Genomic DNA, 14,179 nt, shown 5'->3' on the forward strand with positions numbered 1-14,179 from the left:
GAGGATCGTAGCCATGAGCAAACCGAAGGTAATCGTTACCCGGCGCTGGCCGCATGAGGTCGAACAGCGCCTTGGCGACCATTTCGATGTCACGCTGAATGAAGCCGATCGGCCCTATGAGCAACAAGAGCTTCGCCAGGCCCTGCTGCTTGCCGATGCCGTGCTGCCGACCGTAACCGATCGGCTTGGCGCGGATCTCTTTGCAGGCGGGGTCAGGGCAAGAATACTTGGCAATTTCGGTGTCGGCTTCAACCACATCGACATTGCCGCCGCCAGCGCAGCAGGGCTGATCGTCACCAACACGCCCGCCGTGTTGACCGATGCCACCGCCGATCTCGCCATGACGCTGCTTTTGATGTGCGCGCGCCGTGCCGGAGAGGGCGAGCGCGAGCTGCGCTCCGGCAAATGGACCGGCTGGCGGCCGACGCATCTCTGCGGCACCCAGGTCAGCGGCAAGACCGTCGGCATCATCGGCATGGGAAGGATCGGCCAGGCCATGGCCAGGCGCTGTCACTTCGGCTTCGGCATGGAGGTCGTCTTCTTCGACAGCCGGCCGGTTCCCCACCCCGGCATGCCGGCGCGGCAGCTGGCGACTGTGGACGAGGTGCTGGCGGCCTCGGATTTCGTGTCGCTGCATTGTCCGGGCGGTGGCGAAAACACCCGCCTCATCAACGAACGCCGTCTTGCCCGCATGAAGAAATCAGCCTTCCTGATCAACACCGCGCGTGGCGATGTGGTGGATGAGGACGCACTGGTCCAGGCGCTGCGTGAGCGTCGGATTACTGGTGCCGGGCTCGACGTGTTCGAGACGGAGCCGTCCGTGCCGCGCGCCTTGACGGAGCGTGAAGATGTCGTGCTGCTGCCCCATCTGGGTAGCGCCACCAGCGAAACGCGCATCGCAATGGGCATGCGGGTGATCGACAATCTGTCGGCCTTCTTCGAAGGCCGCACCCCGCCTGACGCAGTGAACTAGCTCCCCGTTTCAGTTCCAACACCAGGCATGGCGACGCCGAAAACCGTGTCCGCCTTTTGCCGCCAGGAGACGAGCAGAATGACCGGCTTTTTCCAGAGGAACCTCAAGCTCCAGGATGCGGTGGTCGCCGATGCGATTGCACGCGAGATGGGCCGGCAGCGGTCCGAAATCGAGCTGATCGCATCCGAAAATATCGTTTCGCCGGCTGTGCTGGAGGCACAAGGCTCGGTGATGACCAACAAATATGCCGAGGGCTATCCGGGGCACCGCTACTACGGCGGCTGCCAATATGTCGATCTGGCCGAAGCGGCTGCCATCGACAGGGCCTGCCGGCTGTTTGGCGCGGCGCACGCCAATGTGCAGCCGCATTCCGGCGCCCAGGCCAACGGCGCGGTGATGCTCGCCATGCTGAAGCCGGGCGACACCTTCATGGGTCTGTCGCTCGCCGCCGGCGGGCATCTGACGCACGGTGCCCGGCCGACACTGTCGGGAAAATGGTTCAACGCCGTGCAATACGGCGTGCGCCAGAGCGACTGCCTTATCGACTATGAGGAGCTGGAGGCCAAGGCGCGGGAAACACGGCCAAAGCTGATTATCGCGGGTGGATCGGCCTATCCGCGCATCATCGACTTCAAGCGCATCCGGGCGATCGCCGATGCCGTCGGCGCGCTGATGATGGTCGACATGGCGCATTTCGCCGGCCTGGTCGCCGGCGGCGTGCATCCCAACCCGGTCGAGGTCGCCGATATCGTCACCACCACGACGCACAAGACGCTGCGCGGCCCGCGCGGCGGTATGATCCTGACCAACAACCAGGACATCGCCAAGAAGCTGAATTCGGCGGTGTTCCCTGGCCTGCAGGGAGGCCCGCTGATGCATGTCATTGCTGCCAAGGCCGTTGCCCTGGGTGAAGCCTTGGAGGACGGGTTCAAGACCTATGCCCGGCAGATGGTGGCGAATGCCAGAAAGCTGGCCGCGACGCTTGGCGAGCGCGGATTCGACATTGTCTCCGGCGGAACCGATACGCATCTGCTGCTGGTCGACCTGCGCGGCAAGGGCCTGTCCGGCAAGGACGCGGAGGAGGCGTTGGGCAGGGCAGGGCTGACCTGCAACAAGAACGGCATTCCTTTCGATCCGGCGCCGCCTGCCGTCACCTCCGGTATACGGCTGGGCACACCGGCCGCCACCACGCGCGGTTTCGGCGAGGGCGAGTTTGCCCGTGTCGGCAATCTCATAGCCGACGTGCTGGATGCGGTCGGAACGCAATGGGGCGCCGAACAGGAGAAGGCGGCTCGGCGGTCGGTCGAGGAGCTTTGCGAGGCATTCCCGATCTACGAGCCCAGACCCGGTTGACCGTCCGGGGAGCGCGCCACAGGCAGATACATGGCTGCCGCGGACAGGGCATTAGCCACAGATATGGTTTTGCGTAGCAGCGCCATTCGTGACGAGTTGCGCCTGTCCTAACGTCATCGCGAAATCACCGCATACATCCACCGCCAAGTTTGTCGTCCGAGCCATTTTGCAAGCAATTTCCGTCGATTGACGGAAGTGGCGCCTTCGGCTGCGGACGGCAGGAGGAGCTTGGATCCATGGGTGCGGCGTTTTCCGGGGAGCGGGTTGCCAGCCTCGAAAGATACCCTGGCTTTTTTTGATCTTTTGAATGGAGAGGAAAATGAACATCAAGAGCCTTCTTTTCGGCTCAGCTGCGGCTCTGATCGCAGTTTCCGGTGCGCACGCCGCCGACGCCGTCGTTGTTGCCGAGCCGGAACCCGCTGAATACGTCAAGATCTGCGACGTCTACGGCGCTGGTTACTTCTACATCCCCGGCACCGAAACCTGCCTGCGCATCGGCGGCTATGTCCGCTACGACGTCGGCGTGGGTGATGCCGGTTCGTTCGATGGCGTCAATCACGTTCCTGACAGCATGGGCGAAGACGACCACTCGACCTACTGGAAGAATGCCCGCTTCAACCTGAAGACCTGGACCGGCCAGGAAACCGAACTCGGCACGTTGAAGACCTACACCGAGACCCGCTTCAACTTCGGCAACAGCTTCGGCGACTATGCCAACCAGGCCACGACCAACGACAGCCGCAACAACTGGCAGGCCCGCAACACGGGCATTACGCTGAACTTCGCCTGGATCCAGCTCGGTGGTCTGCGCGTCGGTAAGGACGACCCGGCCTTCGACACCTTCATCGGTTACGCCGGCAACGTCATCAACGACACGATCGTCCCCTATGGCGGCTTCGACAGCAACGTCGTCCAGTACTACTTCGACCTCGGCAACGGTTTGTCGGGCGTGGTTTCCCTCGAAGAAGGTAGCGGCAGCGCTGGCCCGACCGGCGTCCCGCCTTTCACGTACATCAGTTCGGGTTACGACACGATCGACAGCTATGTCCCGCATGTCGTCGGCGGCGTGAAGTACACGCAGGGCTGGGGCGCGATCACGGGCGTCGCTGCTTATGACAGCACCTTCGAAGAATATGCCGGCAAGGTTCGCTTGGACGTGAACGCTTCGAGCGCTCTGTCTCTGTTCTTGATGGCCGGCTACGGCACCGACAAGAACATCGACCGCAACTTCTATAAGCAGTGGGGCGGCAACTGGGCAGTCTGGGGAGGCGGCACCTACAAGTTCAACGAGAAGACCTCGTTCAATCTCCAGGTTTCCGCTGACGATGACAAGAATTACGGTGTCGCGGCAAACGTTGCCTACGATGTCGTCCCCGGCTTCACGGTCACGGCCGAAGTTGACTATAACCACGATGGCAAGTTTGGCCAGATTGACAACCGTAACTGGGTCGGCGCTACGAAAGAGAATAGCGTCGGCGGCCTCCTCCGCTTCCAGCGCGACTTCTAGCGGATTGTTGTAGCACTTCGCCGAAATATACGAATGCTCGCTGGGCAAGCCGGCCCAGTGAGCTCATCGGGTGGCTCCTCTCAAAATGCTTGAGTCCGTACCTCCAGGACCGAAGCGCGCCGCCGATGCGAAGGGCGCCTTTGACCAAGGCGCCCTTCATTCCGGCTATGTCCACCAGTGTGATCCCACCCGAGTGACGACGACTGGCCAGCGCGGCTCGACGTCGATCTCGACAAGCCGTTGACCAGCGAGCGTTCAAGGGCGGCCTCTCTGGCCTGGCGGATCGCCTCGGCTAGCCTGGGCCTGTGCGCGTGGAAGCATCGGTCTGCCGCCATGAGCAGGTTGATTGGCGGTATCTTGCGTCACGAGGCCATAGCTTCGACAATTGGAGACGCAGCCGGAACGCGGATCGACTTCATTTGCATGGCACCGGCAGTCTGACAGGGGGAAGCCGATATGCGCCTGCCACCGATCGACCTTAGCCGCGAGAACACCTTCGGCGAACTAACCTATGAGAATGGCGGCGACTACGGGCCGATCGGTGGCGACTATCTGGCCTTCATGCTTGTCCACGTCGGATCCCTGACGCTCGAGGCGGATGACAGCGTCCTGCAACTGGAGGCAGGACAATGTGCTCTGTCGCTCACGCGTGATCGCTACATGACGTCGGTGGCGCCGGAAACGCTGACCCATGTCAGCTGGTGCGATGGCCGGCCGCAGAACGCGGCGTGGCTGTACAAGGAGCGCGAGAAGTTCGCGCCGTTCATCGTCGCCTCGCCGATGGTCCACACCCTCATGCAGTTGGGTGTTGATCTTGGCCTCGGCGAGCGTGGCGGCCGCAGTGGTGTTCGCGAGTCGCTGACCAACGCCTTGCTCCACGCCTTCATCTACGAGGCCGAGGTGATCGAGGCGGAGCGGCCGATCCCGCAGACGATCCTGCAGGCACGCCGTTTCCTCGAAGAGAACTTTGCCGCCGATCTGTCGATCGAGCGGGTGGCGCAGCAGGTGCGCGTCAGTCCGCAATATCTGGTCTCGGCGTTCAAGAAACATCTCGGCATGACGCCGGCCAAATATCTGTGGCGTTGCCGCCTCGATTACGGCACGCATCTGCTGCAGCGGACAGGACTGTCGATCAGCGAGATCGCCTACCAGGTCGGCTACAAGAACCCCTATCATTTCTCGCGGCAGGTCAAGCTGGCGTTCGACTGTTCACCGACCGAGCTCAGAGAGCAGAAGCGCAACGCCTGATGGTTGCCCACGTGCCTCCGGGTGACGAGGCAAGCATTGCCTCCAGAACCGGGCGGGTGAACTGGCGATATGCTTTCCTCAAGAGCGGACATGGCGGTTTTCCAGGCACAAATGAATTGTCGGGCAATCAGGGTTGATCCGGCGTCAGGCAACGGACCGATGTCTTGCAACCTGGTTGCCGGTCGCGCCTTGGCCAGATCCGTTCGCCGACAACAGACATTCCAGGCTGGACAGCACCATGAGCAATTTCTCTCATCTCGATCCCGTTGCGCTCAACGACTGGCATGTCGTCGCCTGTGTCGAGGAGGCGATTTCATCAGACCATCCTGGGTCAGGACAAGCCGATCCTGGAGAATCAGGTTCCGAAGAGGCTGCCGCTGGATTCCCGTTCCGAGGTGCCGATCCGCGCCGACGCCGCGTCGGCCGCCTACCGCCGCTGGCTGCGCGAAAGGGGCCTGCGTTATGGCGTCGTGGCCGGCAACGGTATCGGCGCACACTAGAGCCGGATTATTTCAGGTCGAATCGACCTGAAATCGGAATCCGCCTCTAGATCAAAGAGATAGAGCATGATGTCTGGACAAACGGTTTCCGTTTGTCCGTGAAAACCGCTTCACACTTTTCGGCACTATGCTCTAGTCATGGGCGCATTTTCGGACATGATTAATTGTGGATATGCGCGAAAGAAATCGCAGCCATTGTTAGCCGACCTTCGCCGTGGAAGTTTCGGACCTAAGCCGGAAGACCGGCTGCCAACAACGCCATGGGGACGTTGTCCAGGCGATCGCCGCCTCCAAGTAGGCAACCGGAAAAGACAAGAACATCCGGATGACGACAGGGCGGCATTGGACAGTTCTCGGACTGGAATGAGAGGATCAAGCGATGACGAATACCATTACGCGACGCACGGCAATCCTGGGCACGGCGGGCGCCCTGCTTCTGTCGGGGCTTGTACGCTCATTCGCGGATGTCCCAAAGACGCTGAAACTGGCTGTTATCCTGCAGGACCTGCCTGACGTCGGCTGGGACCGGACACTGCTCGACGCGCTTGAGCAACTGAAACAGGAAAGGCCCGAGGGGCTGGAGATTGCATGGGAACATACCGATCCGCTGTACGGAGACGATGCTGAGAACGCCATGCGTTTCTACGCAGAGAGTGGTGAATACGACATCATCTGGGGCCATGGCACCTATTCGGACCAGGTCCAGAAGCTGAGTGTCGAGTTCCCCGACCTGATGTTTGTTGTCACCGGCTCCGGCAATCACCCAGCCGGGCCAAATCAATACTGGATCTACAAGCGGCTGCATGAGCCTTCCTACCTGCTTGGGATGCTGGCTGGCCATACCACCAAGACAGGCATGGTTGGCATCGTCGGCACCTTTCCAGCCAATGACGTCAACGACCAGATCAATGCGTTCTTCGAGGGTGCAAAGTCGATCAGGCCGGACATCCAGCATCGGCTTTCGTTCATCGGCTCGTGGTCCGACAATGCGCTGGCGGCTGAGCATGCCAATGTGCAGATCGCGGCCGGCGCCGACGTCGTTTTCATGCTGACCGACAATTTCAAGCCCTGCCAGGAGCACAAGATCATGTGCTTCGCCAACATCAACGACCAGAGCAAGGTCGCGCCCGACGCCATTGCGTCCAGCGCCATCATCAGCTGGAAGCCCGATCTCAACTGGATCATCGGCGAATGGCTGAAACACAAGGCCGGTGCGCAATTCAATGGCAACGCCGAACCGAAATGGTTTTCGATGGCCGAAGGCGGCACCGACATCGCACCCTATCATGATTTCGACGGCAAGATCCCGCAGGCGGTGAAGGGCGAAATATCTGCCAAGCGGCAGGAGATTCTTTCCGGCAAGTTTGTCGTTCCGCTCAACACCGCCGAGGTGAAGTAAGACACATCAACCAGGCAGCCCGGTGCGACCCAATGGAAGACCTGCTGAACGTTCAGAACCTTACCAAGCGATTTGGCAGCGTCATTGCCAATGACGGGGTTAATCTCGATATCCGCAAGGGTGAGATCCACTGCCTTTTCGGTGAAAACGGGGCAGGCAAGTCGACGCTGTCGTCCTGCCTCTACGGCTACTACAAAGCCGATAGCGGCGAGATACGCTTCAAGGGCGAGGTGGTGGAATTGAGCTCTCCCGCCGATGCCTTGCGGTTAGGCATCGGCATGGTTCACCAGCATTTCGTGCTGGTGTCGAACTTCACCGTGCTCGAAAACATCATCGTCGGCAGTGCCGATGTCGGGTTGCTGCTGAGGAAGGCCGATGCCCGCCGCAGGGTTCTCGGCCTCTGCAGGGACTGCGGCATCGACATCGACCTCGATCGCGAAATCTGGCAATTGTCGGTCGGTGAACAGCAATGGGTGGAAATCCTCAAAGCACTCTATTTCGGTGCCGAGCTGCTGATCCTGGACGAACCGACGGCGGTCCTGACGCCGCAGCAATCCGACCAGCTCTTCGTCATCCTTGATGGGATGCGCAAGCGTGGATTGTCGATTGTCCTGATCAGTCACAAGCTGCGCGAGGTGATGCAATCCGACAGGGTCACCATCCTGCGCAAAGGCAAGGTCGTCGCTACGGTGGACACCGCCAATACGACAGCCGAGGCGATTACCGCCCTCATGGTCGGGCACAAGGTGACGAAAAACGTCAGGGACAATTCCGTCACGCCGGCGGGAGAAATCCTCTCGGTCGAAAAGGTGTCGGCGGTTGGCGAATGGGGCGAGGATGTCCTCAAGGACGTGACGTTTACCGTCGCCGCCAACGAGGTTCTCGGGCTGGCTGGCGTTGCCGGCAACGGCCAGAAGGAACTGTTCGAGGTACTGATGGGAGTCCGCGCGCTTCAATCGGGCGGTTTCTCGCTGGAAGGAAGCCCGGTCACCGCGCCGACGTCTCGCCAGATTCTCGACAGCGGCGTGGGTTTCATTCCGGACGATCGTTTCCTCGAAGGGTTGATCCCGGAGTTCGGAACCGCCGAAAACCTTGTCCTCGGCTGGCAGCGATCGCCGGAATATTGTCGTGGTCCGTTCCTCGATCGCCGCAAACTGGCTGAGTTGGCGAGGCGCAAGATCGACGAATACAAGGTCGCGACCGCCTCGGCGGACCTCCCGGTGGAGCGACTGTCGGGGGGCAACGCGCAGCGTGTCATTCTTGCCCGCGAGTTCCAGCATGCGCGGCGGCTGTTGCTGGCCAACCAGCCGACGCGAGGGCTCGACGTTGCGGCCTCCGAATTCGTCTACGAGAAAATCCTGGAAAAGCGGGCCGCGGGCTTTGCGATCCTCCTGGCCTCAGAGGAACTCGAAGACCTGCTGCGCCTTTGCGATCGCATAGCGGTCATGTTCAAGGGCCGGATCATGGGCATCGTGCGACCCGAGGAGACCAGCCTCCTCGAACTTGGAATGATGATGGCAGGCGATGCCAGCCAGCTTACGCAGGGAATTCAATGATTTCATTTCAACGACGCTCGGGCAGCAGCCTGGGATGGAACGTCGTCTGCTATTCGGCGGCGATATCAGGTGCTCTCCTGGCTTCCGCTGTTTTGCTGAGGCTTTCCGGCGGCGATCCTGCAAGGGCCTTCACGGCCCTGATCGTCGGCGCATTCGGCAGCCAAGGCGCATTGCTCGGTTCGCTGGCGAAGGCGACCCCGCTGTTGCTTGTCGGGCTGGGCACGGTGTTCGCATTCAGGGCCAAGATCTGGAACATCGGCCAGGAGGGGCAGGTGTTCGCCGGCGCGATGGCCGCCTATTGGGTGAGTTTCTGGATAGCGCCATTGCCAGGCTGGCTGGCCGTCTGCACACTCGCGCTGGCCGGAATGGCGGGCGGCGGCGTGCTCGGCCTGTTGGCCGGCGCACTGAAAACCAGGTTCGGCACCAGCGAGATCATTTCGACGGTGATGCTGAATTACGTCGTCATGTACCTGCTCGCCTACCTTCTCGATGGCGGCCCCTGGATGGCGACAGGCGTGACCGTATCCTATCACCAGTCGCCGCCCATCGATCCAAGTCTGGAGTGGCCGATCCTCTTGGCTGTTGGGGCGGGAAAGCTGCATGTCGGCTTCCTGTTCGCTCTCGCCGCCTCGGCATTCGCAGCGGTGCTGCTCGACAAGACGTCGCTGGGCTACGAAATCCGCGCGTTCGGCTCAAACCCGACCGCGCTGACGTTTCGCGGCACCAATGTGCGCCGGCTTCTGCTGACCGTCATGCTGATGTCGGGGGCCCTGGCGGGACTGGCTGGCGCCGGCGAGCTTTTCGGTGTCTCGCACCGGCTGCGTGCCGAGACGCTGCTTGGCATCGGCAGTTCGGGGATCGTCGTTGCCATGGTGGGAGGACTGCGCCCGAGCGGCGTGATGATCGCCGCCCTGTTCTTCGGCGCGCTGGAAAGCGGCACGATCTACATGCGGCTGAAGAGTGGCACGCCGGCAGGCCTGGTGTCGGCGATGGAAGGGCTGGTGCTTTTGTTCTTTCTCAGTGCCGCCGTCGCAACGCGCCTTCAGATCGTGAGGAGGGAAGTCCATGCTTGAGCTGCTGCAGGGCCCGCTTCTGATAAGCCTCCTGGCGGCGATGGTCCGCATTGCCACGCCATTGCTTTTTTCGGCAATGGGCGAACTTGTCACGCAGCGCGCGGGCATCTGGAACATCGCTGTCGAAGGCACCATGCTGATTGGCGCCATTGTCGCCTACATGGTTGCCTCGACAACCGGATCGCCTTGGCTGGCTCTGGCGATAGCCATCCTGGCCTGCGCCGCGAGCAGCCTGATCATGTCGTTCGTCACGATTGTTTTGAAGGCCGAGCAATTCGTAGCCGGCCTTGCCCTTAATCTCCTGGCATCGGGCGTGACGCTGTTCTGGTTCCAGGCCTATATTGGCGGTCGCGAGGCGCCGACCTTCATCGGCTTCGACCAGGTTCCGATCCCCTATCTGTCGGATATTCCAATCCTGGGACCGGTGCTGTTTTCCCAACGCCTGCTGACCTATGTCAGCTTCCTGGTGCCCATCCTCGTCTGGTTCTTTCTCTACCGAACGAAATACGGCCTTGAGGTGCGCTGTGTCGGCGAAAATCCGAAGGCGCTTGACGTCAAGGGCCTGCACGTCGGCCTCAGGCAGTGCCTCGCGATCATGTTCGGCAGCATGATGTCCGGCTTCGGCGGCGCCTTCCTGATGCTTGGCTATTCGGACAAGTTCGTTCCCGATCTCATTGCCGGCCGCGGCTGGCTGGTCGTGGTCGCGATCATCGCCGGCAACTGGATGCCGTTCCGGATCGTTGGAGCGATCTTCATCTTCGCGTTTCTGGAGGCGTTGGGCATCCATGCGCAAGTGGTGGGGATTCCTGTCCCCCACCAGCTGTTCCTCGTCTTGCCCTATGTGGCGTCACTTGTGCTGCTTGCGGGCTTGCGGTCGCGCACCCATCAGCCCGTGGCGCTCGGCATTCCCTACAACAGGGAATAGACCCTGCTGCTCAACCCGCCGGACGGAAAGGCTTTGCTAGCGAAGCCGGGAAGTGCAGCGCCAGCATTTGCCGGTTTCGCGAGATCAGCACCAGAACGATGATTGTCGCGAGATAGGGCAGGGCCGAGAGCAGTTCGGACGGCACTTCCAGTCCGAGCGCCTGTCCCTGCAGCTGGAGGATCGTCATGCCGCCGAACAGCCAGGCGCCAAGCAGGATGCGCAGCGGGCGCCATGTGGCGAAAACCACCAGCGCCAGTGCGATCCAGCCTTTGCCGGCAGTCATGTTCTCGACCCAGAGCGGTGTGTAGGCGACGGACAGATAGGCGCCCGCCAGGCCAGCCATCGCCCCGCCAAACAACACGGCCATGTAGCGGATCCTGATCACGGGATAGCCGATCGCATGCGATGTCTGCGGTGACTCGCCGATCGTTCGCAAGATCAGCCCGGCCTTCGTGCGGTAGAGAAACCAGCTGATGGCAGCGAACATCACCAGAGCTAGGTAGACCATCGGATCGAAGCGGAAGAGCAACGGACCGATCAGCGGCAGATCGGACAGAACAGGGACGTTGATGCCGTGCAGCGCCTCGATAGGCTCGCTGCCGAAGCCGCGGCCAAGGAAGGCCGACACGCCGGAACCGAAGATGGCCAGCGCCAGTCCGGCCGCATATTGATTGGTGAGGAAGGTCAGTGCCAGAACGCCGAACAGCAGCGAGGCGGCGGCACCTGCCAGGGCGCCGGCCAGGATCGCAACCGGCATTGGATAGCCTGCGGTTACGGCCCAGAAAGCCAATGCCGCGCCCATCAGCATCATGCCTTCGATGCCAAGGTTAAGCACGCCGGACTTCTCGACCACCAGTTCGCCGAGTGCCGCGAATATCAGCGGCGTGGCGGCGATGACGGTGCCGGTGAAGATGGCGATGATCAAGTCCATCAGGCTGTCTCCAGCGCGTGCGTGTCTCGGGCCGGCCGTATCAGGCGGATGCGATAAAAAATGAAGAAGTCGGCGGCGAGCAGGAAGAACAGAAGAATGCCCTGGAAGATGCGCGTCAGCGCCGAGGGCAGGCCCAGCGTCATCTGCACGCCTTCGCCGCCGAGGAAAAGCAGCGACATCAACAGCCCGCCAAGCACGATGCCGAAGGCGTTCAGCCGGCCGATGAAGGCGACGATGATGGCCGCGAAACCGTAGCCGGGCGAAATCTGCGGCGAGAGCTGGCCGAGCGGCCCGGCGGCTTCCGCCATGCCGGCGATGCCGGCGGCCGCACCACCCGCCATCAGCCCGATCCAGACGGCGGCAGATTCGCGAAAGCCGGCATAGCGGGCGGCAAGCGGTGCCGCTCCGCTCACCGACATCTTGTAGCCAAGGAAGCTGCGGTCAGTGAACAGCCACATCACGAACACGGCGACGACGGTGATGAAGATCGAAGGGTTGAGCCGATAGGCCGGGTCGAAGGATTCGAACAGGGCGGCTGTCGGCAGAAGTGCCGTCTGCGGGTAGTTGAAACCGGCCGGATCGCGCCACGGTCCATGCACGAGATAGGACAGGAACAGCGTCGCGATGTAGGTCATCATCAGCGTGACCAGGATCTCGTTGGTGTTCATGCGGGCGCGCAGGAAGGCAGGGATCGCCGCCCATGCCATGCCGGCGCCCATGCCGGCAACGAACATCAACGGCAACAGCAGCACGCTGTCCGGGTTCGGCCAGAAAAGACCGACGCCGCTCGCCGCAATCGCGCCCATGGTGAACTGGCCCTCGGCGCCGATGTTCCAGACATTGGCGCGGAAGCCGATAGCCAGCCCACACGCAATGAGGATCAGCGGCGAAGCCTTGAGCAGCCATTCCGACAAACCGTTGAGGGAATTCAACGGCTCGACAAAGAAGGCGTAGAGCGTCGGCAGCGGATCGTGTCCGAGCGAGGCAAAAAAGATCGAGCCGACGACCAGCGTCAAAACCGACGCCAGCACCGGCGCCGCGACGCGCATTGTTGCCGAAGGCTCCGGCCTTTGTTCAATCCTGAAGCGCAACGTCGCCACTCCCAATTGCCATTTGATCCGTGCTCATCGTTCGACCGGTCATCAGCAGCCCGACCTCTTCGCGGTCGGTCGTCTTGCGTACCAGCGGCGGTGACACGCGCCCCTGGCAGATCACCAGAAGCCGGTCACAAATCTCGAACAGCTCGTCGAGTTCTTCGGAGACGACGAGCACCGCCGCGCCGGCGCGGCTGAGGTCGACGATGGTCTGGCGGATGAAGGCGCTGGCGCCGACATCGACGCCCCAGGTCGGCTGGGAGACAAGCAGAAGCTTCGGCTCGAGCGCGATCTCACGGCCGACGATGAATTTCTGCAGATTGCCGCCCGACAGGCTTTGCGCCGTCGAAGCCGGACCGTTGGCCTTGACCTTGAACCTGTCGATGATGCCAGCTGCGAAGGCGCTGGCTTTGCGCCGGTCGACCAGGCCGTTGCGGACGGTGCCGAAGCGATGGGCGGTCAGAACCGCGTTCTCCCACAGCGTATGCGACGGTACCGCGCCACGGCCCAGCCGTTCCTCGGGAACGAAGGCGAGACCGAGCTTACGGCGCTCGTCGGCACGAAGGCGAGCGGCAGCGGTACCGCAAATCCTGATCGCGTCGTTGTTGTGATGCGTGCGTTCGCCGCTGAGCAAGGCGATAAGCTCCGCCTGGCCGTTTCCGGACACTCCCGCCAGGCCGACGATTTCCCCGCCATGAACGTTGAAGGAGACGTCCTTCAGATCCACGCCGAAATGGTCTCTTGCCTTGACCGAAAGGTTGTTGACCTCGAGCACTGGCTTCTCGCTCGGGGTCGGCGGGCTGACATGCATTTCCGGCAGCTTCGAGCCGACCATCATGCGGGCGAGCTCGAGCGAGGTCGTCTCTTTCGGCCGAGCGGTGCCGGTGACCTTGCCGTTGCGCAGCACGGTTGCGGTGTCACAGAGCTCCTGCACCTCGTCGAGCTTGTGGCTGATGTAGACGATGCTGCAGCCTTCAGCGGCGAGTTGTCGAAGCGTCTCGAACAGCTTGACCACCGCCTGTGGCGTCAGCACGGAAGTCGGCTCGTCGAGGATCAGAAGCTTGGGCGCCTGCAGCAGGCAGCGCACGATCTCGACGCGCTGCCGCTCGCCGACAGAGAGGTCATGCACCTGGCGATGCGGATCGATCGGCATACCGTAGCGAAGCGAAAGCTCGCGGATCTTGGCGGCAAGCGAGGGCAGATCGAAGGCGCTGCTTGCCGAGAGCGCAATGTTCTCGACCACTGAAACGGATTCGAACAGCGCGAAGTGCTGGTAGACCATCTCGATGCCGAGCGCGCGCGACGTCGCCGGGTTGTGCGCCGCGATCGGATTGCCGTCGCAGAAGATCTCGCCGGAATCGGCCTGCGCCGCGCCATAGATGATCTTCATCAGGGTCGATTTGCCGGCGCCGTTTTCGCCCAGCACGGCGTGGATTTCGCCGGGCTGGATAGACAGCGAGACCTCGTCATTGGCGACGACGCCGGGATAGCGTTTGCGGATGTTGCGCAGTTCTAGACGCGGATGCATGGCGGGTCCTGCCGTGGCGTGAAGCGAGGTTGGACGGGAACCAGGCAGGGAGACGCCGAAGGTCGGTCTCGGCGCCTCCCTGGTTCTTTGAT

Annotated in this window: 11 protein-coding genes and 1 pseudogene; 9 read left to right on the top strand and 3 right to left on the bottom strand. The window is 61.9% G+C overall.

Features of this window, described 5'->3' with window-relative positions; genetic code table 11:
• The first annotated feature begins 13 nt into the window (after positions 1–13).
• The 9 genes and pseudogenes from EOC83_RS01355 (at position 14) to EOC83_RS01395 (ending at position 10,534) form a co-directional block, all read left to right on the top strand.
• The gene (locus tag EOC83_RS01355; RefSeq protein ID WP_063168885.1) at positions 14–973 is read left to right on the top strand and encodes a D-glycerate dehydrogenase; all 960 of its coding nucleotides are present in this window, start codon (positions 14–16) and stop codon (positions 971–973) included.
• A gap of 78 nt (positions 974–1,051) precedes the next feature.
• On the top strand, positions 1,052–2,326 hold the full coding sequence (glyA, locus tag EOC83_RS01360; RefSeq protein ID WP_013529884.1) for a serine hydroxymethyltransferase: 1,275 nt from the start codon (positions 1,052–1,054) through the stop codon (positions 2,324–2,326).
• A 319-nt stretch (positions 2,327–2,645) separates the two neighbouring features.
• On the top strand, positions 2,646–3,833 hold the full coding sequence (locus EOC83_RS01365) for a porin (RefSeq protein WP_063168884.1): 1,188 nt from the start codon (positions 2,646–2,648) through the stop codon (positions 3,831–3,833).
• 456 nt (positions 3,834–4,289) lie between these two features.
• Positions 4,290–5,081 carry an AraC family transcriptional regulator gene (locus EOC83_RS01370; RefSeq protein ID WP_013529886.1) on the top strand — a complete coding sequence of 264 codons (792 nt, stop codon included), beginning with the start codon at positions 4,290–4,292 and terminating at the stop codon, positions 5,079–5,081.
• A gap of 308 nt (positions 5,082–5,389) precedes the next feature.
• Positions 5,390–5,581, top strand: a pseudogene (locus EOC83_RS01375) (aromatic ring-hydroxylating dioxygenase subunit alpha); the annotation flags it as partial.
• A 379-nt stretch (positions 5,582–5,960) separates the two neighbouring features.
• Positions 5,961–6,980 carry a BMP family protein gene (locus EOC83_RS01380; protein WP_013529887.1) on the top strand — a complete coding sequence of 340 codons (1,020 nt, stop codon included), beginning with the start codon at positions 5,961–5,963 and terminating at the stop codon, positions 6,978–6,980.
• A 32-nt stretch (positions 6,981–7,012) separates the two neighbouring features.
• Positions 7,013–8,536, top strand: a complete 1,524-nt coding sequence (locus EOC83_RS01385) for an ABC transporter ATP-binding protein (protein ID WP_013529888.1) — start codon at positions 7,013–7,015, stop codon at positions 8,534–8,536.
• Positions 8,533–9,609, top strand: a complete 1,077-nt coding sequence (locus EOC83_RS01390; protein ID WP_013529889.1) for an ABC transporter permease — start codon at positions 8,533–8,535, stop codon at positions 9,607–9,609. The genes EOC83_RS01385 and EOC83_RS01390 overlap by 4 nt, the downstream gene beginning before the upstream one ends.
• Positions 9,602–10,534, top strand: a complete 933-nt coding sequence (locus EOC83_RS01395; RefSeq protein ID WP_013529890.1) for an ABC transporter permease — start codon at positions 9,602–9,604, stop codon at positions 10,532–10,534. Before EOC83_RS01390 ends, EOC83_RS01395 begins: the two co-directional genes overlap by 8 nt.
• A gap of 10 nt (positions 10,535–10,544) precedes the next feature.
• On the opposite strand, the gene EOC83_RS01400 is transcribed toward EOC83_RS01395, so the two are convergent.
• Genes EOC83_RS01400 through EOC83_RS01410 form a run of 3 tightly spaced genes read right to left on the bottom strand, consistent with a single transcriptional unit; the run spans position 10,545 to position 14,087 of the window.
• Positions 10,545–11,465, bottom strand: coding sequence for an ABC transporter permease (locus EOC83_RS01400; protein WP_082826540.1), 921 nt, complete (start codon positions 11,463–11,465; stop codon positions 10,545–10,547).
• A complete protein-coding gene (locus tag EOC83_RS01405; RefSeq protein WP_224621515.1) occupies positions 11,465–12,514 on the bottom strand; it encodes an ABC transporter permease in 1,050 nt (349 codons plus the stop codon). Before EOC83_RS01405 ends, EOC83_RS01400 begins: the two co-directional genes overlap by 1 nt.
• Before the next feature lie 25 nt (positions 12,515–12,539).
• Positions 12,540–14,087 (bottom strand): ABC transporter ATP-binding protein, encoded by a 1,548-nt coding sequence (locus EOC83_RS01410; protein WP_063168881.1) that lies wholly within the window; start codon positions 14,085–14,087, stop codon positions 12,540–12,542.
• Positions 14,088–14,179 lie beyond the last annotated feature (92 nt).

Source organism: Mesorhizobium sp. Primo-A (assembly GCF_003997175.1).
Classification (GTDB): Bacteria; Pseudomonadota; Alphaproteobacteria; order Rhizobiales; family Rhizobiaceae; genus Mesorhizobium; species Mesorhizobium ciceri.

Coding starts and splice junctions, on each gene's coding strand:
- EOC83_RS01355 (WP_063168885.1), top strand. CDS start 14: ATGAGCAAACCGAAGGTAATCGTTACCCGGCGCTGGCCGCATGAGGTC.
- glyA (WP_013529884.1), top strand. CDS start 1,052: ATGACCGGCTTTTTCCAGAGGAACCTCAAGCTCCAGGATGCGGTGGTC.
- EOC83_RS01365 (WP_063168884.1), top strand. CDS start 2,646: ATGAACATCAAGAGCCTTCTTTTCGGCTCAGCTGCGGCTCTGATCGCA.
- EOC83_RS01370 (WP_013529886.1), top strand. CDS start 4,290: ATGCGCCTGCCACCGATCGACCTTAGCCGCGAGAACACCTTCGGCGAA.
- EOC83_RS01380 (WP_013529887.1), top strand. CDS start 5,961: ATGACGAATACCATTACGCGACGCACGGCAATCCTGGGCACGGCGGGC.
- EOC83_RS01385 (WP_013529888.1), top strand. CDS start 7,013: ATGGAAGACCTGCTGAACGTTCAGAACCTTACCAAGCGATTTGGCAGC.
- EOC83_RS01390 (WP_013529889.1), top strand. CDS start 8,533: ATGATTTCATTTCAACGACGCTCGGGCAGCAGCCTGGGATGGAACGTC.
- EOC83_RS01395 (WP_013529890.1), top strand. CDS start 9,602: ATGCTTGAGCTGCTGCAGGGCCCGCTTCTGATAAGCCTCCTGGCGGCG.
- EOC83_RS01400 (WP_082826540.1), bottom strand. CDS start 11,465: ATGGACTTGATCATCGCCATCTTCACCGGCACCGTCATCGCCGCCACG.
- EOC83_RS01405 (WP_224621515.1), bottom strand. CDS start 12,514: ATGCGCGTCGCGGCGCCGGTGCTGGCGTCGGTTTTGACGCTGGTCGTC.
- EOC83_RS01410 (WP_063168881.1), bottom strand. CDS start 14,087: ATGCATCCGCGTCTAGAACTGCGCAACATCCGCAAACGCTATCCCGGC.